A 23,679-nucleotide genomic window follows, 5' to 3' on the forward strand; every position below is an offset into this window, starting at 1 on the left:
GCGATCTCAGAAAACATCTGAGATCGCTTTTCCATTTCTTACTAATTCATTCTAATTAGCCATTTGTTTATCACGAATAGCTTTAAATTCGGAGCCCTCTTTCCATTTTGGGAAAGTATCTTCGTTGGCAAGCTTCCACCCAATTCGGAACATGAGCTTAGCATCTTCTTCAACGCCCGACAAATCCCACCAATCTTGATATTCATCAGCAGGTTTGTGATAATTGTTTGCTAACCAATTCTTCTCCATCTTAGACATATATTCTTTTCCCTTTTCGATATGATCGCAATTTCCTCTAGCAAAAAGTGCGGGAACTCCAGCTTTCGCAAAGCTAAAATGATCTGCTCTAAAATACATGCCTGTATGAGGGTTTGGATCTGGCAGTATATAACGACCTTGTTTCTTAACTGCTTCAGCTGCATAATCGTCAAGCTCCGATTGACCAAAACCAGTAACCATAAGGTCTTTCATTCTACCATAAGGCAACATTAAATCGTTATTAATATTCGCAGCAGTTTTATTGAGTGGAAATATAGGATGACTCACATAGTAAGCTGAACCATTTAAGCCTGACTCTTCGGCCGATGGTGCTAAAAATACAATAGAACGTCGAGGAGTTGGCATAGCCTTAAAAGCACGAGCAATTTCAAACATCCATGCCAATGAAGTCCCATTATCAACCGCTCCATTGTATATACTATCACCATTCATTTTTCGTCCAATACCCAAATGGTCCCAATGAGCAGAATAAATGATACACTCGTCTGACAAATCACTTCCCTTAATCATTCCGATAACATTATTGGTTTTATCTACTCGAAACGAATTATGAATAGTCATATTCATTTTTGAGCTTAAAGGAACTCCTTTATACCCTTTCACCTTTGCGGCAGTAATCTCCTTATCTAAATCGAGATTACTTTTTGCAAAAATACGATCGGCTATATCGTGAGTTAACCAGCCTTCAATAGCAGATCTATCGGCATACTTATTTTTAGATTGCTGATACAATTTAGGTACCAAAGCAGAATTTAACACAACTGACCATGGATAACCTGCACCCTTATTATCGTGAATAATTAATAAAGCAGCTGCTCCTTGTCTTGCAGCTTCTTCATATTTATAACTCCAACGGCCATAATAGGTCATTTCATTTCCCTTAAACAATTCATCGTTCCCTGAATCAAGTCCTGGATCATTCACTAGTACAAGAACCGTTTTCCCCTTCACATCAATATTTTCGTAATCATTCCATCCATATTCTGGAGCTACTATTCCATATCCGGCAAATACCATTTCGGAATCCTTTACTTCAATCTTATCTTCTAATCGACGAGAAAAGACGACAAAATCGTCTTTATAACGAATTGCCATTTCTTCCCCATCCGTATCAATAGTCATAGGTTTATCAACACCAACAGTAACTTCAACCAAAGGAAATTCTTGCAAATAGCTTCCATTTACAGCTGGTTTTAAGCCCAAATCAGCATATACATTTGATATATATTCTATCGTTTTATCTTCTCCTTCAGAAAATGGTTTTCTTCCTTGAAACTCATCTGAGGCTAAAACTTGAATATGTTCTTTCATCTTTTCCTGCGACATTAAAGCTTCCGCTTTTTCTAACGAAGCCTTAGGTTGAGGTTGGCAGGCAAAAAAGAGACAAGATACACCAACTAGTAAAGCACTTGAAAACAATTTAGTTATCATTATTTAAGGTTTTAAATTTAACTAGGAGCTTATTCCCAGATCATAGGGTTAGTATTTCAGGAGCAAACATAAATTTGATATTTAAGTTCAATTTTAAACATCTATATTATAAATTAATTCGCTTTGTACAGAACAAATTTATCATTTTTATATCCTAAAAAAAATTGTACCTTTTAGTGTTTTTTAAAGTCATGTTTTTCAATAAAAAAGAACGAGTAATTAAAGTCGATTTCTCTTTATAGATTAAAGAAATTTTATCATAAAACTAACCAATAAACACATCTTACATACTAATATTTCAGTCATAAGATAAGTACTACTTATATGAACAACCCATTCATTAAAATAACACTAAGTCTAACTTTATTACTTTTTACTGTTGCAAGCTTTGCCCAACATTATAGTTTCACAAATTATTCTTTAGAAGAAGGTCTTCCTCAATCTGAGGTTTCAGCATTGATACAAGATACAAAAGGCAATTTATGGTTAGGTACAAACGGAGGAGGGCTCTCTCGTTTTAATGGCAAAAAGTTCATTTCTTACAATAATATTGATGGCTTAGCTGACAACAATATTCGATCATTATTTCAAGATAAAGAAGGAAATATATGGATCGGAACTAGTATTGGAATTAGCTATTTTAATGGCATAAAATTTATTAATTACGGTAAAAATGACAGTTTACCTATAGCACAATATAGAGAAATACAAGAAGGTAATGATGGTAAACTATGGGCATTAGGCGTAAATGGTAAGCAAAATACGCTTGTATACATTGAAAATGGATATCTATACAATACAAGTAAATTATATCCTGAGCTTACAACCAACAATAGAATCATATCAATACTAAGCGATCCTTCAGGCAAAATTCTAGTATCTACCAAAAATGCTTTATATGAGATTAATAAAGGCAAATTATCACTATCTAAATTAAACAATAATCCAAATTTTAATGGTCAAATTATTATCCCATCCTTTTTTGATTCAGAACAAGAATGTTGGTATCGAAACTTTATACCAGGATATGGATTTAAGCTATTTAAAACTGAAAACAAGATAATAACACAAATTGATCTTCCCGATTCTATCAAGCCTAATAACATCACAAACATTAGCTTAGACTCCAAGAAACAACTTTGGATTTGTATTCGAGATGTTGGATTAGCAATAATTTCTAAAGATAAAACAACAATTATTGATGAAAAAAGAGGCTTAATATCTCCATATATTAACAGTGTTCTAGAAGATGCAGAAGGTAATATCTGGCTCACAACCAATGGGAATGGTCTTATTAAATATGGCTCAAACAAATTTCTTTCTTTAAATTTCTCAAATACAATTGGAGGTAATATTGTATTAGCCACAACACAAGATTCAAAAGGCTATTATTGGTTTAGTATCTCTGGCAAAGGAATCGTTCGATTCAAAAATGGAAAGGTTGAAATATTCGATTCAAGAACCCAACCTGCCTTAAAAAGAGTGAGCGATTTTCATGAGTTAAAAAATGGAAATATGCTCATAGCCACAGAAGCAGGCTTACTGGAATTCAGTAAGGGAAAAATTAAGAATGTTTCAAAAAGTTACGGATTCCCCTCAAAAGTCATAATTACTGACATGTGTTCTAATAAAGATGGAATTTGGTTTGCAATAGTAGGCAAAGGACTTGTTTATATCGCAAATAATGGTGAAAGACGAATTATTAATAACAAAACTCATAATCTGACTACTGAAACGATCACTAACCTATTTATAGATTCCAAAAATAGGCTTTGGCTATCACACATGAAAGGCGTATCAGTTCTCGATGGCGATAATATTATAACCTATAATAAAAAAGATGGTATTAGCCACAACTGGATTTCACAAACTTGTGAAGATAAACTAGGACGTATTTGGGTAGCTACTTTTAGTGGCGGTGTTTCTTATTGGGACGATCAAAGATGGATTAACATCGATACTAAAGATGGCTTAAGTTCGAAAATCACTTATTCAATACTTACAGATCAGGAAGGTAATATTTGGGTAGGTACACAAAATGGTGTTGATCGTATTTCATTCGATTTATCGGGAAAAATTGATAAAATTAGAAACTACAATAAACACGATGGTTTTACGGGGATTGAAAACAATAGTGCTAGTAATTACATTGATTCAAATCAAAATCTCTGGTTTGGAACTATAAATGGTGCAATGGTATTTAATCCTACTAACGATAAAATTAACCTAACACCTCCTATCATTCAGCTAACAGATATTTATCTGTTCTTCAAAAAAGTTAATTGGAGAAGTAAAAGATTTATAAATAAATCGAGCAGTGTTAGCCCTTGGTTCTCTATTCCACATGATTTAAATCTTACTCATGACTTAAATCATCTCACGTTTAACTTTGAGGCCTTGAGTTATAAATCACCCGAGAAAGTTCAATACAAATGGATTCTTCAAGGACTTGATAAAGATTGGTCACCAGTTACCACCAAATCAGAAGCAGTATATTCTAGAATTCCACATGGAACATACACATTTAAAATAAAAGCATCCAACAGTGATGGCGTGTGGACACCTACCCCTTACGAGTACACATTTACCATACTTCCGCCATGGTGGCTAACTTGGTGGTTTTTATCTTTACTCGTTATCTTCTTTGCTGTTATCGTATTTTTAACCATTAAAATAAGATTGATTAATATTCGTAATAAGCAAAAAGTACTTGAAATAATGGTATTCGATAAAACGAAGGAAATCAGGTCTCAAAAAGCTGAAATTGAGAAGAAGAATGACGCCCTTGAAGAACAAAAAGAAGAAATTCTTCAACAATCGCAATTCCTTCAGAAATCATATATGAACCTAATTCACTTAAATGATATTGGAAAAATAATAACAGCAAATCTTTCATTTGAACGTATTATTGATTCAGCATATCAATCGGTAAAAGAGCTAATGGATGCTCCGATATTTGGAATTGGAGTATATGACAAGAACAAAAAAGATCTTTATTTCCCTCGATTTAAAGCGGGAAAGAATGACATTGATGACATTAGATTAAACCTAAATGATCCCAACAGACTTGCCGTTTATTGCTATAATAACGCAGCAGAAATCGTCATAAATGATATTGACAAAGAAGCCTCAAAATACATCAAGAAGGTTATTGCTATAAAAAATTCTCACCCAGCTAAATCAATTATTTATATACCTCTAAAAGTAAGAGGTCATATTATTGGTGTTATTACAGTTCAAAGCTTTCTAAAAAATGCCTTTAAGGATTATCATCTTAGCTTATTACAAAATATAGCTGTGTACACTAGTATTGCAATAGAAAATGCACAGGTCTTTCAGAAAATTGAATTACAAGCTAAGTGGCTTCAAAAAGCAAATAATAATATCAACCTTCAAAAAGAAGAGATTCTCAACAAGAATTCTGAATTAACCGAATTAAATAATGAAAAAAATCATCTGATAGGCATTATTGCTCACGACCTAAAGAATCCTTTAACTTCGACGCTCACTATTGCAGAATACCTAAAATCTCAAATAAAAGATAGTAATCATCCTGAGGATATTGAGAATATAGACTATATGCTCAACGCCCTTAATCGGATGAACAAGATGATTACTAAAATTCTTGATGTTAAAATGATAGAATCTAAAATTACGAACCTAAAATTAGAAAAAGTTAATCTATCGAAACTACTAAGTGCTGTAAACAACAACTTTAAAGAAACACTCGAAAATAAACAAATCACATTAAATTTCGATCCAGCAGACTCTTATGTAGATATTGATCCCGAATACATGACTCAGGTCTATGAAAACCTAATCTCGAATGCTATCAAATTCTCACCTTCGAATAAGGAAATTTGGGTAAAGGTTTGGGAAGATGGAGATAAAGTAAAAACTATGATTAGGGATGAAGGTCCTGGAATATCTGATGAAGACCAGCAAAGAATGTTTGGTAAATTCCAGATTCTAAGTGCTAAGCCAACTGCTGGAGAGCGCTCAACCGGACTTGGTCTTTCTATTGTTAAAAAGTACGTTGAAGCTATGAAAGGTAAAGTTTGGTGCGAAAGTAAACTCGGCCAAGGAAGTAACTTCTTTATAGAAATGGATAAAGCGATCATTTAGCAGTCAAACTTAACACATATAAAAAAAAGCCCGATTTAAATCGGGCTTTTTAGTATTCTTTTTTAATCAGAATTCTAGAAATATAAATCTCTCTCTCCTTGTTTAACTTTTTCTAAACGCTCTAATAGTGGACCAACTTTCAAGCTATCTTTCTGAGTCAATTCTTCAATTTTAACATCAATCAACTTATAGCCTTTTTCTTTCTGCTCTGGCGTTCCATAATCTTCTAAGTATTCTGCCAAAGTTAAGATGGCATTCTGAGTACAGAAACGCTTTATAAAGCCAGGCACAGAGAATTCCATAAAGTGTTCTCCTGTTCTTCCTTTACGATAACAAGCTGTACAAAACGATGGTAAATACTGCTTATCTAACAATTCATCAATCACCTCGCCAAGACTTCTTGTGTCTCCAATTTCGAACTGCTCATGATCTAACTCTTGCTCCTCACGATTATCATCAGAATAACCTCCCAATTGAATATTAGTACCTGCATCAATTTGAGATACGCCCAACTTAATTACCTCTTCACGAAGCTCTTTAGTTTCACGTGCAGTAAGTATCAAACCTGTGTAAGGAACGGCTAAACGAAGAATAGCAACTAAACGAATAAAATCTTCGTCACTAACTTCAAATTTAGGATCTACATTTGAATCAGACGCTGCTTTTACTCTTGGGAACGAAATAGTATGCGGACCAACATTATAGCAAGCCTCAAAATGATTCACATGACGAAGGAGTCCTAAAACCTCGTATTTCCAATCGTACAAGCCAAATAAGGCTCCAATACCTACATCATCTATTAAAGCCTCCTGAGCACGATCTAAACCCGTTAAACGCCAGTCAAAATTACTCTTCTGACCACTTATATGGTATTTAGCGTAAGCCTCTCTATGATAAGTCTCTTGAAAAATTTGATACGTTCCTATAGCCGAAGCTTTAACTATTTTAAAACCTTCAACATCGAGAGGTGCTGCATTAATATTGACACGACGAATCTCTCCTGGTCCAGATTTAACAGCATACACAGAACGAACAGAATCAGCAATGAAATCAGCATCATACGATGGATGCTCACCATACACCAAAATTAATCGCTTCTGACCGCTATCCTCTAAAGACTTAACTTCAGCTTTTAACTGAGTTTCATTTAATGTCGTCCGTTTCTGCTTTTTATTGGAAGCACGAAAGCCACAATAGGTACAATTATTTACACATTTGTTACCAACATATAAGGGCGCAAAAATTACAATTCGGTCACCATAAACATTCTCTTTAAGAGTACGAGCTCCCTTCTTTATTTCTTCAATTAATTCAGGATCTTCCGTTTTCAAAAGCAAAGCAGTCTCCTGCATGCTTAAACGATTTTTAGCTAATGATTTTTGAATAACAGCTCTTACATTTTCTTTTGTAGGTTCTGCTGCATCCAAAATTCCCCAAATTTCTGATTCATCAATAAAAGGTTTCATCCTTTCATCTTTAATTCTATACTCTTGGGGTTTATAAAACATTTTCATTTTATATTCTTTTAATCAGCATACTTACTTAAACACACCAAAATTTGGTGTCTGATATATTAAATAAGATCAACCTGAATTAGTTTATATTGTCTTAGTATCCGAAAGAAAACAAACACATTGTTTTAATCCTCTACTAAATTAATCATTATTAATCTTACTTGACTTTAAATTTGAGTAAGGGACTTAAAATAGTAGACAAAAAAACACCCAAAAACAAAAGCTTTCGGGTGTAAATATTTTAAGTATAATTGACTAGTCATATTTTCTCTTAAAAAACCATGTTTCAAAAAGATTTATATCAACTGTAATTCGAGTAAAATCTTCACGTACTAAACTATTACTTTTTGTACCTGCAGATCCATATTCAATAGCGATATTAATCATTCCAGCATCCTTAGCCATTGGAATACCAAGACCTAAACTAAGTCCCATAGTACTAATTTTTTCATCGTCAATTGTAATATATCCTGTATCATAGAATCCGCCCATACGATATGTCATCTTCTTAAAGAATTTTCTAGCATACCCATCATCAGCCTTATATTCCAAACCAAGACTAAATTTATCTCGATCCCTTAGATCATTTCCCTTATCAAAAACTTTCGTATCACTCCACTTCTCATGAAAATAATCAGCACCTAACCAAAGATGTTTTCCCTGACTCAAACCAAAACCAATACCATAATTCTCAGGAACATCAAAAGTACCTCTGTTCGTATTATCATATGGAGAATTACCAACACCGTTACTACTATAATTTGTTACTTCAATAATTTGCTTAGCACTTACACTTAATTTAGGTTGGTATTTAGCACCTAAAGTCAGGTCATATTTACCTAAATCCATTTGATATTGAGCTCCTAAATTTAAGTATATACCTCTCGAGATAAGTTTTGAATTATTATAGTAAGTATAAGATGAACCTGATTCAAGGCTAATAATTTCATCTCTTGTATTATTTCCAAACAAATAAGAAATATTCAAACCTAAAGAAAGAGCCTTAGTCACTTTAACCCCATTTGACCAAGTTAATTGATTCAATCCTCCGGTTCCTGTCAATGTACGATCCAAGTATCTATCTGAACCAATAACCTTCTCTCTTTCTGTAATTTCATAACCTAAATTAGAATATGGAGAAATAGAAACAGCAGTAGAATATCGAGGTGAAACTTTAAATCCGAAAGCAAGTCTTGTTAAATTAAAATCACTGAAGCTATCACTCTTATCTCTCTGATTAAGATTGGTAAACTTCACACCCATGCCAACATTAAATATAAATTTTAAACTATCAACAGAAGCTAAAGCTGCAGGGTTTTGAAAATTCAATACACGACCTCCTCTATAAGCAAGACTCGTACCTCCCATTGAAATACTATTTCCAGTATTATTTGAGCTTAGCTCACCAAGTCCATAATATGAATAAGGAGAACTTGTACTATTTTGAGCAATAGCAGAACCTGTTAAAAACACCAAACCTATGGCTATTAGTGCAATAGTTTTTTTTGCTGAATAAAAAGGTTTAACAATCATTCTAATGTTACACATATATATTGGTAATTAAATTATTCAAGTATTAATTATTTTGAACCGCGTAAGTAACCTCTAATTTTATCCTAGTATCGGACTTTCTATCATTATCAATTACCAAACGTTCAACACTGTTACCTATCGTACTAAGAGGTAGTGTTATTAACAACGCATTTTCATATTCCTGACCATTTATAAGAATATTATTCACATAGCTTGTTACATCAAATGTATAATAAGACTCATCAGGATATCTATAATCATAAATAAAAGATGAAGATAATTGACTGTTGGTATTAGGATTTAAAACACTACTTACAAATCCATTAAACTCATTGGTATAATAAAGCTCAAAATTAGAATAAGGCAATGGATATAAATCATCGTCATAACTATCTTCCTCTGGACTAAAAACGAGTTCTGCCTTTAAAATTCCACCAGTAAGTCCCATCCTATTTAAAAGTCCAATATAAGGAATTCTAATTTTTGCCATTAAACCCGTTCCTCCTTGAAGAAAGCATAAATCATCAGTTTCTTCAGAACTTAAATCATCTTCAAGATCTACAATATCATTTATTTTCTGAATATATGAGTATTCATCCGATATAAAATCAGAACTGTGATTTGTGAAATTTAAATTATTAGCCGATACAGGAAGGTCATAATAACGTGGCATACCAGATTCAGATGAATTTGTATCATGATAATACAATCTCATTTTCATACCAGATGCTGTTTGAAAAGAGAAAATAGCTGAATTATTATCACCAGCCTTTAAAACAATCCCCTCAAAGTAATTTAACCATTTCACATTATCTTCCAGAATCTCATTCAAACTATCAACGGTACTGTTAACCTTCTCAATAATATCAAGACCTAAAGCATCATCTAGCCTAATTCTTATTCCACCTCTATCAGAATAAGGATCTTCATCATCTGTAGGATTAATAACACTATTAAGAGTTAATTCAGGAATAAACGTTTTAGTTCCAAGCACTTCATCATCATACGCTAATTCATCATGCGCCTTATAGCTGTATTTATTATCGGGTAATTTAAATTCTTCCGTGACTCTATGTACAGATAGTGTTTGTTCCGCTAATGTATCTCCAACAAAACGCAGTTTGTTAGCTTCGTGATACATGATAAATACCAAAGAGTCAAATTCTACAAACACCTTTTCACCATTAACCATTCTTGAACTAAGAGAACTAGCTAAGTTAACTTGTCCAAAAAAGTCAGATTTCACATTTCCAAAATAGGGATCATTATACTTTCCTAGTAAAAAAGTACTAAACCCAGAGGTCGTTACAGAATCCAACTTAACCGTCGAACTTTCAACGGTAAACGTATCAAGCATAACGACATCAATAGACTGATCGATAAGATTACTTCCAATTTCGTGCTCTTCAAAATCACTTGAATTACAAGCTGTTAACAAAGCAAGAATAGAACTAAACACGATGTACTTTACTTTCTTCATTCTAAACATAAACTTACTACTAATCATATATATAAAGAGTAAACATGATAGAGATACCATGTAATGATTTATTAGAAATACCGTATAACGCACAAATGTAAATAAAATATCGAGATTTTCTAACGGAGATTTTTAATTGTTAAATTTTACAAAAGCTTCTTTATTTTTATGCAGAGAAAAAACAATCTTATTGTTTTTTATTTATATTTGTCGTCATAAGAAAAATCGAAATCAGATTCTTATAAACTTTATAAGGAATAATCGAATTAATTATTATAAAATCATAACACATGAGACAAGGATTATTATTGGCTTTTTTTGCATTATCTCTTCTTATCACAAGCTGTGGTAGTGATAATGACAAAGATGGTAACTGGGCAAAAAGAGCAGATTACAGTGGAGCCGGTCGTGGTGGAGCTGTAAGCTTTACTATTGGAGAAGAAGTATATGTAGGTTTAGGATATTCAGAAGGAGATTATTACGCAAGTTTCTACAAATACACCAACTCTGATATGAACTGGGGTAAAGCGACTACTTTTCCTGGAACTGAGGCTGAACTAAGACGTAATGCTGTCGCTTTTTCAGTTAATGGTAAAGGATATATCGGATTAGGAGTTAATGAAGATAATGATAGATTAAGTGATTTTTGGGAATTTGATCCTATAGCTAAAACCTGGACTAAAATGGAAGGTGATAAAATGTTCCCTGGAACAGCTAGACAAGGTGCTGTAGCTTTTTCATTTGACAAAGATGGTGATGGTATTAACGATGTTGCTTATGTTGGAACAGGTTATGGATTTCTAGATGGTGATGACCGTAATTATTTGAAAGATTTCTATAAATTCGAAAATGGCGTATGGTCTGAAAATAAAACATATGGTGGTAGTAAAACATCTGAAGCAACGGTATTTGTAATCGGAACTAAAGCATACATGATTTCTGGAACAAACAACCTTGACAACGTTTGGGAGTTTGATGCCGTGACTGAAGATTGGACTCAAAAGAAAGATATTGACAAAGATGAACATGCAGAAAATGTTCAAAGAACAAATGCTGTAGCCTTCGTAATTAATGGTTTAGGCTACATAACAACAGGTAGTGGTACAGATGCTAGAGAAGTATGGGAATACAAGCCTAGCAAAGATGATTGGAAAGAAAGAAATGATCTAGAAAATGAAGTGTACTCTCGAGTTGATGCTATTGGATTTAGTATTGGTGGCAAAGGTTTCATTGTAACAGGTTCTAATGGAACATTAGGATTAAGTGACATGTGGGAATTCCAACCAGGTGTAAAAGAAGATGATGATGATAATGATTAATTAATCATTCTATAATATTGAAAAGCGTTGCAGTTACTTGCAGCGCTTTTTTTTATAATTATACAATACGGGGTGTATTTCTCCATTAAATATTAAATAAGCCATTTCCCTTTTATATATATTTAACATCTACTTGTAAAGATATGTTAACAGAATATTCACGAAATGTGGCAAAAACTTCTAAATTGGCTCGAAACACATAGATTAAGCTGTCAATTCTATCAGCAATATCATATAAAATGTCCTGGCTGTGGATTCCAATCTGCCTTTATTTCTTTATTAAAGGGGAATTTTCAGGAAAGTATTCAAACTTATCCTGCAATTTTACCTCTGTGTCTACTCGCTATAAGTGTAGGGCTTCATTTTAAATTTAAAGCAAAATGGACCTATAAGTCCAATCAAATTCTAGCAAGCTTATCAATCCTCTTCATCCTAATCAATTTTATAATCAAATTATTTTAGGATAGTACATTAATCAGTAATTATGACTTTAGAGATTATCAATTTCTTTAATATATTTGCAAATTCATTAAAGCTCCATACCTAGCTTACAATCACATAAACATAATATGAACTTATCAGAACGTATAGAAGCTTTTGCTAATCTTGGACAATTTCTTGAGCAATTTCAGGACACTGAAAATGAACAGAACAATCATCCTCTTAATGAGCAATTCTATACTGATTTTGCCTATATAATCGATAATCCACATATTGATAATGCTTGGTTTACACCTGCATTCGTCAAAAAAGCTATTGAAGGGATTTGTTCTCTTTTAAATTCAGAAAAACTTACCAATTGGTGTAACCAATACAAGGTTTCTAATAGCAACACCAATAAACGTGTTGCAGTTGTCATATCAGGAAACATGCCTATGCTAGGCTTCCAAGATATACTTTGTGTACTTATATCGGGACATCAATTTATTGGAAAACTATCTACCAAAAATAACCGTTTACTCAATTTCATTTCACAACTCTTAGTAGAGATTAATAAGGAATTTAAGGATCTCATTACATTTACAAGTGAGCGCCTAAATGGCAAAAAAGATTTTGATGCAATTATAGCGACCGAAACAAACAACTCAGCTCGATATTTTGAAGCTTATTTCGCAAAATACCCACATATTATTCGTCGTAATAGAAATTCAGTTGCCATAATTACGGGTAATGAAACTAAGGAAGAACTTAAAAATCTAGGTTTAGACGTCTTTCAATATTTTGGTTTAGGATGTAGAAACGTATCTAAATTATATGTTCCAGAAAATTACGACGTAACCAAAATATTAGATGAATGGCAAGTTTATGAACCAACAATGGATCACAATAAATACGCAAACAATCACGACTATCAACGTTCTTTATATTTAATGAATGCCATTAAACATTACGATAATGGCTTTTTATTGATGAAAGAAGATAAATCAATTTCATCTCCCATATCCGTTTTGTATTACGAATACTATAAGGATTTAGAGCAAGTAAATAAACATCTCGAAAAAGACAGCGAAAACATAGAATGTATTGTAAGTCAAACTAGAGAAAACACAATTTCATTTGGGAAAACCCAAATGCCACAGCTAAATGATTATGCAGACCATATTGACACAATGGCATTTTTATGCCAGTTAAATTCATAAAACATATATCTTTTCTACCTTTATAAAAAAAACAACGACCATGAATATATACAAACTAAAAATTACCTCTCCAGAAAAAGACGATTTTCTGATGGAAATTGAAATTGATAGCGAAAGCACATACTTAGAATTGCACAACACAATTCAACAAGCATTAGTGTACGACAATACTCAGATGGCTTCTTTTTTCCAAATCGATACCATGGGAGAAAGAAGTAAGGAAATTGCTCTTTTTGAAATGAGCAGCGAAGAAGATGACAATGTAAATATTGTAGCAATGGATGTTGCCATGATGAGAGAATTCATTTCGAAAAAAACGCCTCAATTAATTTACGTATTCGACTTTTTCTCTGATCGTTATTTCAATATTGAATTAACAGCAGTAGAAAGAAGACGTGTAGCTGTTGAAACACCAAAAATTTGTGATTTTAAAGGGGAAGCTCCAGAACAAATCGTTATGGATCTTGATAATATGGATGATTTAGATCTTAATGGTATAGATTTAAAATCACCTTCAAAAAAAGATCCTGATTTTGATTTTATGGATGAATTTGATGATGATTCTGATGAAGGTCCAAAATTTGAAAGCCTTGACGATTATGAGGATATTCTTTAAAACAAACTCTTATCCAAATATAAAATTAAAGCTCCAAATTGGAGCTTTATTTATAATAAGCCTACAATGACTAAAACTCTGATTGTTTTACTTGGACCTACAGGAGTAGGGAAAACTGATTTAAGCATACGCATAGCTCGTCATTACAATACGGAGATTACCTCTTCGGATAGTAGACAAGTATATCGTGAAATGCGGATAGGAACAGCTGTACCCGAAAAGGAACAGCTCGAAGCAGTGAAACATCACTTTATACATACGCATTCAATCCACGATTATTTTAGCTCATGGGAATGTGAACAAAAAACATTGGCTCTTCTTAAAAATCAGTTTAAAGATAAAGACCAGATGCTAATGGTTGGTGGATCGATGATGTATATCGATGCCGTATGCAATGGCATAGATTTAATTCCTACTATTTCTCCTGAAATAAGAAAAGAGGTCTGCGATCGATACGAGGAAAAAGGATTAGAAGCAATACAAGCAGAATTAAAAGAACTCGATCCTGTTTTTTACGAACAAGTCGATTTACATAATGCCAAACGTGTGGTTCATGCTGTGGAAGTTTGTTTGATGTCTGGTAAACCCTATTCTTCTCTAAGAACCAACAAGGCGAAGGAACGTGATTTCAAGATCATCAAAATTGGTTTGAATAGAGACAGAGCCGAACTCTACGATAGAATAAACCAGCGTGTTGATATCATGATGAAAGAAGGTCAAGAAGAAGAAGCAAAATCGCTTTTCGAATTCTGTGATCTTAATTCTATGAACACCGTTGGCTACAAAGAGTTATTCGAATATTTTAGAGGCAATATAAGCCTTGATAAAGCCATTGAATTGATCAAACGTAATTCTCGACATTATGCCAAGCGACAACTATCTTGGTTTCGTAGAGATGAGAAAATACAATGGTTTCATCCTGATCAGGAAGATGAAATTATCGCTTATTTGGATGAGCAGATCAAAGGATGAAAATAAAGAGGGTATCCGAAAATTGATTTTAAAATTTCACGCAGAGAACGTAGACGAATCGCAAAAAGCGCAAAGGTTTTGCAATCAATCCAAAGCTCTTTGCGAGCTTCGCGAAAAACTTTGCGAACTTTGCGTGAGTTTTTTTTTCAAGACGTCTTCTCAGTTTTACTCAAGCTTTATTCATTTTTTTCATCTAATTCAGCAGGCTGAAATTCAAAAAGGTCTCCTGGTTGGCAATTTAACTCTTGACAAATAGCAGCGAGTGTGGTAAAACGAACCGCTTTGGCCTTCCCCGATTTTAAAATGGAAAGATTGGCCATCGTAATACCAATACGTTCCGCCAGTTCTTTGGAGCTCATCTTGCGCTTGGCGAGCATCACATCTAAATTTGTTATAATAGGCATAAATTATATAGTATTAAATAGTCAATTCTGATTCTTCTTGCATGACAACTCCTGATCGATAAACTTCTGCAAATACAAAAATAACTAAAACAACAATCAAGCCCGAGAGTTCTGACAACTCAGGACTAAATTGAAGCTTCATTCCTTGTATAACAGTATCTTTAAGTAAAAACCACGAAAATAGAATTCCGTTAAGTATTTTGTAAACCCAGAGTCCAAGTAGAAAGAAACCTATGTTTCTGATATTTTTATAACTTTCTAAACTAAAATTACTTCCCGACTTAAAACTAGCTGTCAAATTACAAAACAGTTGATGTGCATTTTTAAATAAGAAGAAAAAGAATAGCTTAATACAACTTGCATCCACAAAACTAATTAACCTATACGTAAAACCTTCGGAATATAGACGTCTTATACGAATAGAAATATCAGTTACGCCATTGAAAGTATCTCCTCCCAATAAACTATATGCAGAATCAGCTCTAAAATTAGCTTCACTAAAAAAATGTATGTTTCCAATCTCTCCCATAGAGAAGTCGGGAAATATTAAGCCCATAACATTCAACAAAGTTCCTATAATAAGATTTGCAACCACAAGCCAATAAAGAACATAAAAAACCTTTCTTAAGGAATTGATTATTCTAAAATTATTTTTCATTCTAATATGATTAAAATTCTTTGATTATAGATTAGATGGTAAACTCTGACTCTTCTTTCATTTTTATCCCTGTACGGTATATTTCTGCGAACACGAAAATTACAAGAACCTTAACAATTGAAAGAAGATAAATATAGTCAGGTTGAAAATTAACATCATGATCCATAATTGAAAAATTATCAAGTACAAACCAAGAAATGATCGCTCCATTTATAAACAAATACAATCTAGAGGCTAGTAAAAGAAATCCAATCTTTCTCAATCGCTGATAAATCTCTATCGAAAAGTAATTACTATCCTTGTCTCGTTTCTGTAGATCATCAAAAATCTGATAGGCATATCTAAAGACAAAGAAGCTGGGATTATCCAATTTAACAAAGCTAAAACACGATATAATAATCCTGCTGATCTTATATAATTTAAACTCACATCAAAATTGGCAAGTCCTGTAAAACTATTTCCCGCAACTAAATCGTATCCAGATGCTAGTTGTAAATGTGACGTACCGAAAAAGGGAACTTTGGAAACTTTGGCAACGTCAAATAAACATACGATATGACCTATACCAAATAAAACAATACTAACGAAACCAACTTTATACAATATTTTAAAGAAGATTCTTAAAAAATTTATAATTCTATTATTATTTTTCATTTCGATATAATTAAAATTCTTTGATTACTGATTAGATCGTATACTCCGACTCTTCTTTCATTTCGATAGCTGCTTTAAAAATTCTAGCCGCTGCAAATAAAATAAGCACTGTTATGAAAGCTGATAAATTAGATCTATCGGGATGAAATTGTATTGACTTACCCAAAAGCATGGTATCATGAAGTAGTACCCATGAAAAAATCATTTGTCTCAAAAGGCCATAAATAGTTCCAATCAATAATAAAACTGCAGATTTTTTTATCAAGCTATAATTCTCTCTTATAAAAAAACCAGTCCACTCTTTAGCCTCACTTAGATTACCAAATAAACTGACTAAATATTTTAAAGACAAAACCAATAGTGTTGCAAGAATAGAAAAGTCAATAAGGGCAACTAATTTATACGAAAAAGTATTTGGAATAAGCTCTTTTATCGTAATACTAGCATCTACTGTTCCAGTAAAACTATCTCCTCCCATTAAACTATACGCTGCATTTGTTTTTAGATGAGCCACACCCGAAAATGGTATTTGAAATATCGAATCTATATCAAAAAATAAATTGATTAAATAACCAATACCACCAACGACAAAACTTAATATTGATATGAAATAAAGAATAGAAAAAAATAAACGTAAAAAATTAATGCTTTTCATTTTGGGTGTATTTTTAATTATTAGCTGCAACAAACCTAAACATTAATTTCATGCAAAACAATACTTATTTATCGTTTTACGATAATTATTTTTCGATTACTAATAAACACACTGAAATTTCAAACATGAAAAAAGCCATAAACTATGCAGTTTTATTGCATGTTTATGGCTTATAAATATGTTTATAAGAAATCTACTTTTGATTAAAATAAAAAATCTCTTTTAAGGGTAAGGAATACCGTTTTGCTGTTTCGATTGGAAAACTGTTCGCATAAATATCTGCAGTTACTTTAAAACCAACAGCGCTTAAACGCTCAGCATAATCCAATCCATACAAACGCACATGGTCCTTTTGTAAAAAATGTTTCTCTCTTTCTAAGGGATCGGTAATTGTTGAATCTTCATAAGTTTTTTCAGCATCGGTATCCTGAGGCACTTGCAATATGGCATAACCACCTGGCTTAAGAATTCGGTATATTTCAGACATAGCCTTCAAATCATCATCAACATGTTCGAGCACATGGTTACAAATCACCACATCGTAGCTTCCCTCTGAAAAAGGAATTTCTTGAACATCGAAATGTACATCGGCAATTGGAGACTCCAAATCACCCGTTGTATAATCTAGATTCTCTAGAGCTTTAAAACGTTTAAAAAAACATTGTTCTGGCGCAATGTGTAATACTTTTAAATTCTCGGTGAAAAAATTAGTCTTCTTTTGCAAGTACAAGTACATCAACCTATGTCGTTCCAAGGACAAACAACGTGGACATAGAGCATTATCCCTTCCTGTTTTCTTGGTGTATCCATAAGGGAGAAACTTACGAAACGTGTTATGACAAACAGGACATTCAACTTTATTCCCCATATAAAATAGAGCAACAATTCTGTTGATTAATAAGCTCAATCGAATTAAAACAGGACGAGGAAAAATTTTTAGCAATAATCTTATTATACTCTTAATCATATAATTCAGTTAATAATATGGTTCAAGCGTTGAACCCAGATGGGGTTCTATATTAAAGTAACTCAATGACCTTGAGTCATAAAAGCGCTTATTTAAATTGAACTATTCAATAAGTCCTCAATCAAACTTATTGAATCTAATATAATCATGAAAGGATAAGATCTATATAATTATTAAATCTGACTCATAAAATACCTTTTCAAATCCCTAAAAAAGATGAATTTTCGGGATCATAACTCATAACAATATCTTAAATTTCTTTATCAATTTGATATAAATTACGATCGGATGAACTACGACTCACCAATTCGGCAACAAAACCTGTTAGCAGCATTTGCGTACCAATTACCATAGTCGTTAGGGCAATATAAAAATAAGGACTATCTGTCACTAAGGGCGCCTTAACTCCTTGACTCAAGCTCATGATTTTTTGAACACCTATCCATGCAGATGAGAAAAAACCAATCATAAACATAAGACTACCTAAAAGACCAAAAAAGTGCATGGGTTTTTTACCAAAGCGCGTCATAAATGAGATTGAAATCAAATCTAAAAATCCATTTACAAATCGACTCAATCCAAATTTAGTTACCCCATATTTACGTTCTTGGTGCTGAACAACTTTCTCACCAATACTTGTAAAACCAGCCTCCTTAGCTAATATTGGAATATATCGATGCATTTCACCATACACCTCAATACTTTTTACCACCTTACAATTATAAGCTTTCAAGCCACAATTAAAGTCGTGCAAATGAATTCCCGAAACAGCACGAGCCGTTCTATTAAAAAACTTACTCGGTATGGTTTTAGTTATGGGATCGTAACGTTTCTGCTTCCATCCCGAAACAATATCGTAATTCTCCTCTTTTATCATTCTAAACAACTCAGGAATTTCATCGGGTGAATCCTGAAGATCGGCATCCATCGTGATAACAACATCGCCTTGAGCGGCTTCGAAGCCACAAAACAAGGCTGCAGATTTCCCATAATTACGACGGAACTTTATGCCTCTAATCGATGAATATAAGACCTTAAGTTCGTTGATAACTTCCCAAGAATTATCCTTACTCCCATCATCAACTAGTATGGCTTCATAAGAGAAACTATGCTCTTTCATAACACGATCAATCCATGCTAACAATTCTGGCAAAGATTCATCTTCATTATACAAAGGTACTACTACTGAAACATCCATAGCTTAGTCTTTATCTTTATTGATAGGGTTATTACTCATTGTTCCGTAATTTCGACTAAAGAAGAAAGCCAAAATTAAAGAGAAAAATAAACCAGCACCTAATTTACTAAACCATTGTGCAAAGGCAAAAGCTCCAGGGGTGATTTTTTCATATAATGACATAAATAACTTAACCTGTTCATCGCTATACTGTGCTTCAACTAGACTTCTCTCAGTAATAGTTATAAATTCTGTTAATATAGATGTATCAAAATATTTAACAAGAATAAAAATATAAATAGCATAGAAAGCACCTGCCACACCAATCATAAGTACTCCAGCCCCCAAAGCTCTTCCATAACTTATAATGCCACCAAGAATATCATTACGATAAATTCTTAAACCAAAATAAATCCCTGTCATTATCAAAAAATAGTTGATCGAAGTAATTTGAGGATTTACTGAAATTGGAACACCTCTAAAATAAAACATGAGAGAAGTTAAAATTAAAACGCCACCAACTAGAGCTCCAAATTTAAAACTGTGGCGGAATAATGGACTTGACATGACTTGCATATGAATTTTTATAAGCTTTAAAATTGTTACTATTGGGATCTTTTATATTAGAAATTTAAATTTCCCAATTTAAATATGGAAAACAAAGATATCCATTTTGATAGATTTTGACTGAAAGTTTGGAATAAATAAACAATCTTTCACATTCGAAATCATAAATCAAGAAAAAGATTAAAAAAATATTTATTTTTTTTGAAAATTATCAGCTTGAAAATAAAACGCTTGCGAATAAAGCTTAAAAAAATACAGAAAGAAGTTCTCAAAAGGTTTGGAGCGTAACAAGTTTTTTCTACTTTTGTCACCGGATAAGCAACTATGCGATCAGCTCCTAGTGAACTCCCCCAGGGTCGGAAGGCAGCAAGGGTAAGTAGTTGTAGCGATGCGACGTGGCTTGCTTATCCACCTGCCAGTGTAGCTCAGTTGGTCAGAGCAGCTGATTTGTAATCAGCAGGTCATCGGTTCGACTCCGGTCACCGGCTCAAATGAGAAAAAAGAAAGCTGAAAAGCTTTCTTTTCTTCTTTAACATGTAGGTCGTTGAAACTCAAAAACAGAAAATTTTCCTGACCCGGAAGACTTCTTGAGTTCAATTATCATTATTGACTAGAATAAATTAAATTGCCAGTGTAGCTCAGTTGGTCAGAGCAGCTGATTTGTAATCAGCAGGTCATCGGTTCGACTCCGGTCACCGGCTCCATTTTTAAGCTAAGATTGAAAGCTATAATTCAATCAAACAAGTTGCCAGTGTAGCTCAGTTGGTCAGAGCAGCTGATTTGTAATCAGCAGGTCGTCGGTTCGACTCCGGCCACCGGCTCAAATGAAAAAAAGAAAGTCAATTGGCTTTCTTTTTTTCGTTTCTACAAAAATCTTCCAATCCCCTCTTTAAAAGAAGCATCCTTTCACCTTTGATCATCAAAAAAAATAACGTATTTTCGATCATTATTAATTAATCCTAAATACAAAACAACATGAAGTTTTTTATCGACACAGCAAATCTTGATCAGATTAAAGAAGCCCAAGATCTAGGCATTCTTGACGGTGTAACCACCAATCCTTCTCTTATGGCTAAAGAAGGTATTAAAGGTGTTGATAAAATTAAGCAACACTATGTAGACATTTGCAATATCGTTGACGGTGATGTAAGTGCAGAGGTAATTGCAACCGATTTTGAAGGTATGATTAAAGAAGGCGAAGAATTAGCTGCCTTACACCCACAAATTGTTGTCAAAATACCATGTATTAAAGCAGGTATTAAAGCGATAAAGTATTTAAGTAGTAAAGACATCAGAACAAACTGCACGCTTATCTTTTCTGCAGGTCAAGCGTTACTTGCTGCCAAAGCAGGTGCAACTTACGTTTCTCCATTTATTGGTCGTTTAGACGATATAGGAACCGATGGAATCGACTTGATTGCACAAATTGCAGACATGTTTAATCGATACGGTTTTGAAACTGAAGTTTTAGCTGCTTCTATCCGCCACACAATGCATATTTTACAATGTATCGAAGCTGGTGCTGATGTTGCAACTTGTCCATTAAAAGCTATTACAGGATTATTAAACCACCCTTTAACCGATAAGGGACTAGAACAATTCCTAGCAGATTACAATAAACTAAACGGTTAAGCTTAATAATACATTCTATTAAAAAGGAGCTTTGTGCTCCTTTTTTTTATGTCTGAAAAAAAATATCAGTCCTATAAAAATAGATATCTATATCTAAATACTTGGGTTATGGGAGATAAAAAAAAATGACAATTATTAAATCCATAACTGTCTGAAGTTGAAGGAAACTTATATCTTTATGCCAAATTACCCAAACTATTTAAAATGTTACTCAAACTTTATCCTGACAATCCTAATTACAAGGAATTTCAAAAGATCGCAGATATACTACGGTCCGGAGGAGTCATTATCTATCCAACTGATACTGTCTACGCAATTGGCTGTGATATAAACAACAACAAGGCTATTCAAAGAATTGCAAAATTAAAAGGCACCTCTGCTGATAAAGCCAATTTTTCAATCATCTGCAACAATCTAAGTAACCTGTCGGAATACGCAAAAGTAGACAACAGTACTTTTAAGATGATGAAGAAAAATTTACCTGGAGCTTTCACTTTCATTCTTCATGCGAGCAGTAATCTGCCTAAACTATTTAAGAGTAAAAAGAAAACTGTTGGAATTAGAGTTCCCGATCATTTTATTCCATTAGGAATTGTCGAAGAGTTAGGCAATCCTATAATGACAACTTCAATTCACGACCCTGATGAAGTTGTTGAATACACTACCGATCCGGAATTAATTCACGAAAAATATAACAAAGACGTTGATTTAGTTATCGATGGTGATTTTGGACGCAATGTTGCATCAACAATAGTAGATTGCACCGCAGGAAATATTGAGGTTATACGAGAAGGAATAGGAGAACTTATTTTTTAGATAAACCCATATAAAACAAGAAGAGGAAAAAGTGCTAGCTTTTTCCTCTTCTTATTTTAAAATACATCAATACTTATTTCTGCTTTGAAATACTTTTAATGGCTCCCGTATTTGGATAAAATTCAATTTTATATCCTTCATGCAATAAAACTTGAGAAGGCATTGTCATTACCTTACCAAACTGTGCAATTAGATGATTCTTTTTATAAATAACATCTTTTCCAAAAACAATCTTCACCTCTGCTTGTCCTGGTATTCTATAATGGATTAATGAATTAGGTGATAGATTTGGGTCTTGAGGCAAGACTGGAAGCTCCGAAGTGAGTCCTAAGTTTTTAAACTCTACACGAACAGGTATCGCTTTCAGGTCACTTACATCCACAAGTCCTTTATTAGGTGAAATACGAAAAAGAACGCCTCCTTTATCATTTGATGAAGGTTTATAAGTAAACTGACCTCTCTCAATTACACTCACCTCTTTACCCAAGAATAAAGACAAATACTCTTTTTCAAGCTTATCTAATTCTCTAATTATAATTTCGTAGGCTTTACCATCGGGAGGTAAAACTTCATAATTGGCAGTTAATATTTTAAATCGACGTTTTCTCAACTTAAACAACTGATGTGCTGCCTCCTTTGCTTTATCTTCAAGAGATTTCACAACGCCTTGTTCAATAACTGTTGGCACTTTTAAAAAAGCCGTATCTGTTTCAACAACCTTATAAACGGTATCTTTCTTAATCAATAAATTTGGATCAATAGAGAATTTTCCATATTCAATTTCAACTTCTGCATCTTCTTTTAATGCAGAATAATGAACCTCCTTCTCTAAATTTAATGAATTCATATTAAAGCCTTCAATTAAACCTTCAGGACTTAATTGAATTAAATTAGGCTCATAATCCTCAACACTACTTAGCTTATAATAATGCTGAGGATCGACCTCTCCATTTTCTGTAAGCTCTATTGATTTAATATTCCACTCAACGCCATTCGAACTTATCTTTGGCGTAACACCAATATATTTTTCTGAAAATCGAGCAAAAGGTCCAACTTTTCTTATTTTCTTTTCAGCTACAACATCCACATTAAAAACCGTTTTTGGCAAAGCATAAACAACTGTTGATGGCACATCTAAATCGGCTTTCCTTTTTTGAGCATTAACCGCAACAAACTGCATATAAAATACAGCGAACAAGGTCATTCTTACTACTAGTTTAAACATTATTTCTATATATTA

22 protein-coding genes, 3 tRNA genes and 1 other RNA gene are annotated in these 23,679 nt (G+C 33.1%); 13 read left to right on the forward strand and 13 right to left on the reverse strand.

Going from position 1 to position 23,679, the window contains the following annotated elements:
- Positions 1-51: 51 nt before the first annotated feature.
- Positions 52-1,710 carry a M28 family metallopeptidase gene (locus EMN46_RS00065; protein ID WP_154198645.1) on the reverse strand — a complete coding sequence of 553 codons (1,659 nt, stop codon included), beginning with the start codon at positions 1,708-1,710 and terminating at the stop codon, positions 52-54.
- 324 nt (positions 1,711-2,034) lie between these two features.
- On the opposite strand from EMN46_RS00065, the gene EMN46_RS00070 reads away from it, so the two are divergent.
- Complete coding sequence (locus EMN46_RS00070; RefSeq protein WP_154198646.1) at positions 2,035-5,835, forward strand: two-component regulator propeller domain-containing protein; 3,801 nt, start codon at positions 2,035-2,037, stop codon at positions 5,833-5,835.
- Between the two features lie 74 nt (positions 5,836-5,909).
- Here EMN46_RS00070 and hydG read toward each other — a convergent pair whose 3' ends face one another.
- From hydG to EMN46_RS00085, 3 genes are all read right to left on the reverse strand, one after another.
- On the reverse strand, positions 5,910-7,349 hold the full coding sequence (hydG, locus tag EMN46_RS00075; RefSeq protein ID WP_154198647.1) for a [FeFe] hydrogenase H-cluster radical SAM maturase HydG: 1,440 nt from the start codon (positions 7,347-7,349) through the stop codon (positions 5,910-5,912).
- Between the two features lie 255 nt (positions 7,350-7,604).
- On the reverse strand, positions 7,605-8,897 hold the full coding sequence (locus EMN46_RS00080; RefSeq protein WP_154198648.1) for an OmpP1/FadL family transporter: 1,293 nt from the start codon (positions 8,895-8,897) through the stop codon (positions 7,605-7,607).
- 28 nt (positions 8,898-8,925) lie between these two features.
- Positions 8,926-10,362 carry a DUF4270 family protein gene (locus EMN46_RS00085; protein WP_195715146.1) on the reverse strand — a complete coding sequence of 479 codons (1,437 nt, stop codon included), beginning with the start codon at positions 10,360-10,362 and terminating at the stop codon, positions 8,926-8,928.
- A gap of 290 nt (positions 10,363-10,652) precedes the next feature.
- Here EMN46_RS00085 and EMN46_RS00090 point away from each other — a divergent pair, with 290 nt between their 5' ends.
- From EMN46_RS00090 to miaA, 5 genes are all read left to right on the forward strand, one after another.
- A complete protein-coding gene (locus tag EMN46_RS00090) occupies positions 10,653-11,681 on the forward strand; it encodes a galactose oxidase (protein ID WP_154198650.1) in 1,029 nt (342 codons plus the stop codon).
- A 165-nt stretch (positions 11,682-11,846) separates the two neighbouring features.
- A complete protein-coding gene (locus EMN46_RS20330) occupies positions 11,847-12,143 on the forward strand; it encodes a DUF2752 domain-containing protein (RefSeq protein WP_154198651.1) in 297 nt (98 codons plus the stop codon).
- A gap of 107 nt (positions 12,144-12,250) precedes the next feature.
- Complete coding sequence (locus EMN46_RS00100) at positions 12,251-13,321, forward strand: acyl-CoA reductase (RefSeq protein WP_154198652.1); 1,071 nt, start codon at positions 12,251-12,253, stop codon at positions 13,319-13,321.
- Between the two features lie 40 nt (positions 13,322-13,361).
- Positions 13,362-13,937 carry a hypothetical protein gene (locus EMN46_RS00105; RefSeq protein ID WP_154198653.1) on the forward strand — a complete coding sequence of 192 codons (576 nt, stop codon included), beginning with the start codon at positions 13,362-13,364 and terminating at the stop codon, positions 13,935-13,937.
- 66 nt (positions 13,938-14,003) lie between these two features.
- Positions 14,004-14,909, forward strand: coding sequence for a tRNA (adenosine(37)-N6)-dimethylallyltransferase MiaA (miaA, locus tag EMN46_RS00110; protein ID WP_154198654.1), 906 nt, complete (start codon positions 14,004-14,006; stop codon positions 14,907-14,909).
- Positions 14,910-15,085: 176 nt separating this feature from the next.
- Here miaA and EMN46_RS00115 read toward each other — a convergent pair whose 3' ends face one another.
- Genes EMN46_RS00115 through EMN46_RS00130 form a run of 5 tightly spaced genes read right to left on the reverse strand, consistent with a single transcriptional unit; the run spans position 15,086 to position 17,280 of the window.
- A complete protein-coding gene (locus EMN46_RS00115) occupies positions 15,086-15,313 on the reverse strand; it encodes a helix-turn-helix transcriptional regulator (RefSeq protein ID WP_154198655.1) in 228 nt (75 codons plus the stop codon).
- A 13-nt stretch (positions 15,314-15,326) separates the two neighbouring features.
- Positions 15,327-15,971: a DUF2975 domain-containing protein gene (locus tag EMN46_RS00120; RefSeq protein ID WP_154198656.1), complete on the reverse strand. Its 645-nt coding sequence runs from the start codon at positions 15,969-15,971 to the stop codon at positions 15,327-15,329.
- 31 nt (positions 15,972-16,002) lie between these two features.
- Positions 16,003-16,341, reverse strand: a complete 339-nt coding sequence (locus tag EMN46_RS20335; RefSeq protein WP_154198657.1) for a DUF2975 domain-containing protein — start codon at positions 16,339-16,341, stop codon at positions 16,003-16,005.
- Positions 16,248-16,625 (reverse strand): hypothetical protein, encoded by a 378-nt coding sequence (locus tag EMN46_RS19600; RefSeq protein ID WP_195715160.1) that lies wholly within the window; start codon positions 16,623-16,625, stop codon positions 16,248-16,250. The genes EMN46_RS20335 and EMN46_RS19600 overlap by 94 nt, the downstream gene beginning before the upstream one ends.
- Before the next feature lie 31 nt (positions 16,626-16,656).
- Entirely contained in the window at positions 16,657-17,280 is a 624-nt protein-coding gene (locus EMN46_RS00130) for a hypothetical protein (protein ID WP_154198658.1), read from the reverse strand.
- 50 nt (positions 17,281-17,330) lie between these two features.
- On the opposite strand from EMN46_RS00130, the gene EMN46_RS20155 reads away from it, so the two are divergent.
- Entirely contained in the window at positions 17,331-17,456 is a 126-nt protein-coding gene (locus tag EMN46_RS20155; RefSeq protein WP_255447611.1) for a hypothetical protein, read from the forward strand.
- A gap of 17 nt (positions 17,457-17,473) precedes the next feature.
- On the opposite strand, the gene EMN46_RS00135 is transcribed toward EMN46_RS20155, so the two are convergent.
- The 3 genes from EMN46_RS00135 to EMN46_RS00145 form a co-directional block, all read right to left on the reverse strand.
- Positions 17,474-18,247, reverse strand: a complete 774-nt coding sequence (locus tag EMN46_RS00135) for a class I SAM-dependent methyltransferase (protein WP_154198659.1) — start codon at positions 18,245-18,247, stop codon at positions 17,474-17,476.
- 250 nt (positions 18,248-18,497) lie between these two features.
- Positions 18,498-19,445, reverse strand: a complete 948-nt coding sequence (locus EMN46_RS00140) for a glycosyltransferase family 2 protein (RefSeq protein ID WP_154198660.1) — start codon at positions 19,443-19,445, stop codon at positions 18,498-18,500.
- A 3-nt stretch (positions 19,446-19,448) separates the two neighbouring features.
- The gene (locus tag EMN46_RS00145) at positions 19,449-19,991 is read right to left on the reverse strand and encodes a DUF4199 domain-containing protein (protein WP_195715147.1); all 543 of its coding nucleotides are present in this window, start codon (positions 19,989-19,991) and stop codon (positions 19,449-19,451) included.
- A 312-nt stretch (positions 19,992-20,303) separates the two neighbouring features.
- Between EMN46_RS00145 and ffs the strand changes: the two genes are divergently transcribed.
- The 6 genes from ffs (at position 20,304) to EMN46_RS00175 (ending at position 22,439) form a co-directional block, all read left to right on the forward strand.
- Positions 20,304-20,404, forward strand: an RNA gene (gene ffs / locus EMN46_RS00150) — signal recognition particle sRNA small type.
- A gap of 1 nt (position 20,405) precedes the next feature.
- A tRNA-Thr gene (locus tag EMN46_RS00155) sits at positions 20,406-20,479 on the forward strand.
- Between the two features lie 139 nt (positions 20,480-20,618).
- A tRNA-Thr gene (locus EMN46_RS00160) sits at positions 20,619-20,695 on the forward strand.
- A 43-nt stretch (positions 20,696-20,738) separates the two neighbouring features.
- Positions 20,739-20,812, forward strand: a tRNA-Thr gene (locus EMN46_RS00165).
- A gap of 154 nt (positions 20,813-20,966) precedes the next feature.
- Complete coding sequence (gene fsa / locus EMN46_RS00170) at positions 20,967-21,623, forward strand: fructose-6-phosphate aldolase (RefSeq protein WP_154198662.1); 657 nt, start codon at positions 20,967-20,969, stop codon at positions 21,621-21,623.
- A 204-nt stretch (positions 21,624-21,827) separates the two neighbouring features.
- Positions 21,828-22,439, forward strand: coding sequence for an L-threonylcarbamoyladenylate synthase (locus tag EMN46_RS00175; RefSeq protein WP_154198663.1), 612 nt, complete (start codon positions 21,828-21,830; stop codon positions 22,437-22,439).
- A 73-nt stretch (positions 22,440-22,512) separates the two neighbouring features.
- On the opposite strand, the gene EMN46_RS00180 is transcribed toward EMN46_RS00175, so the two are convergent.
- Positions 22,513-23,664: a DUF4831 family protein gene (locus EMN46_RS00180; protein WP_154198664.1), complete on the reverse strand. Its 1,152-nt coding sequence runs from the start codon at positions 23,662-23,664 to the stop codon at positions 22,513-22,515.
- Positions 23,665-23,679 lie beyond the last annotated feature (15 nt).

This window comes from Ancylomarina sp. 16SWW S1-10-2 (assembly GCF_009669305.1).
Lineage (GTDB): Bacteria > Bacteroidota > Bacteroidia > Bacteroidales > Marinifilaceae > Ancylomarina.

Bases quoted from the DNA above. Each gene is read 5' to 3' on its own strand.
- fsa (WP_154198662.1), top strand. From the start codon at position 20,967: ATGAAGTTTTTTATCGACACAGCAAATCTTGATCAGATTAAAGAAGCC.
- EMN46_RS00145 (WP_195715147.1), bottom strand. From the start codon at position 19,991: ATGTCAAGTCCATTATTCCGCCACAGTTTTAAATTTGGAGCTCTAGTT.
- hydG (WP_154198647.1), bottom strand. From the start codon at position 7,349: ATGAAAATGTTTTATAAACCCCAAGAGTATAGAATTAAAGATGAAAGG.
- EMN46_RS19600 (WP_195715160.1), bottom strand. From the start codon at position 16,625: ATGAAAAATAATAATAGAATTATAAATTTTTTAAGAATCTTCTTTAAA.
- EMN46_RS00140 (WP_154198660.1), bottom strand. From the start codon at position 19,445: ATGGATGTTTCAGTAGTAGTACCTTTGTATAATGAAGATGAATCTTTG.
- EMN46_RS00180 (WP_154198664.1), bottom strand. From the start codon at position 23,664: ATGTTTAAACTAGTAGTAAGAATGACCTTGTTCGCTGTATTTTATATG.
- EMN46_RS00100 (WP_154198652.1), top strand. From the start codon at position 12,251: ATGAACTTATCAGAACGTATAGAAGCTTTTGCTAATCTTGGACAATTT.
- EMN46_RS00120 (WP_154198656.1), bottom strand. From the start codon at position 15,971: ATGAAAAATAATTTTAGAATAATCAATTCCTTAAGAAAGGTTTTTTAT.
- EMN46_RS00085 (WP_195715146.1), bottom strand. From the start codon at position 10,362: ATGAAGAAAGTAAAGTACATCGTGTTTAGTTCTATTCTTGCTTTGTTA.
- EMN46_RS20155 (WP_255447611.1), top strand. From the start codon at position 17,331: ATGCAAAACAATACTTATTTATCGTTTTACGATAATTATTTTTCGATT.
- EMN46_RS00080 (WP_154198648.1), bottom strand. From the start codon at position 8,897: ATGTGTAACATTAGAATGATTGTTAAACCTTTTTATTCAGCAAAAAAA.
- EMN46_RS00135 (WP_154198659.1), bottom strand. From the start codon at position 18,247: ATGATTAAGAGTATAATAAGATTATTGCTAAAAATTTTTCCTCGTCCT.
- EMN46_RS00115 (WP_154198655.1), bottom strand. From the start codon at position 15,313: ATGCCTATTATAACAAATTTAGATGTGATGCTCGCCAAGCGCAAGATG.
- miaA (WP_154198654.1), top strand. From the start codon at position 14,004: ATGACTAAAACTCTGATTGTTTTACTTGGACCTACAGGAGTAGGGAAA.
- EMN46_RS00065 (WP_154198645.1), bottom strand. From the start codon at position 1,710: ATGATAACTAAATTGTTTTCAAGTGCTTTACTAGTTGGTGTATCTTGT.
- EMN46_RS00130 (WP_154198658.1), bottom strand. From the start codon at position 17,280: ATGAAAAGCATTAATTTTTTACGTTTATTTTTTTCTATTCTTTATTTC.
- EMN46_RS20330 (WP_154198651.1), top strand. From the start codon at position 11,847: ATGTGGCAAAAACTTCTAAATTGGCTCGAAACACATAGATTAAGCTGT.
- EMN46_RS00070 (WP_154198646.1), top strand. From the start codon at position 2,035: ATGAACAACCCATTCATTAAAATAACACTAAGTCTAACTTTATTACTT.
- EMN46_RS00105 (WP_154198653.1), top strand. From the start codon at position 13,362: ATGAATATATACAAACTAAAAATTACCTCTCCAGAAAAAGACGATTTT.
- EMN46_RS00090 (WP_154198650.1), top strand. From the start codon at position 10,653: ATGAGACAAGGATTATTATTGGCTTTTTTTGCATTATCTCTTCTTATC.
- EMN46_RS00175 (WP_154198663.1), top strand. From the start codon at position 21,828: ATGTTACTCAAACTTTATCCTGACAATCCTAATTACAAGGAATTTCAA.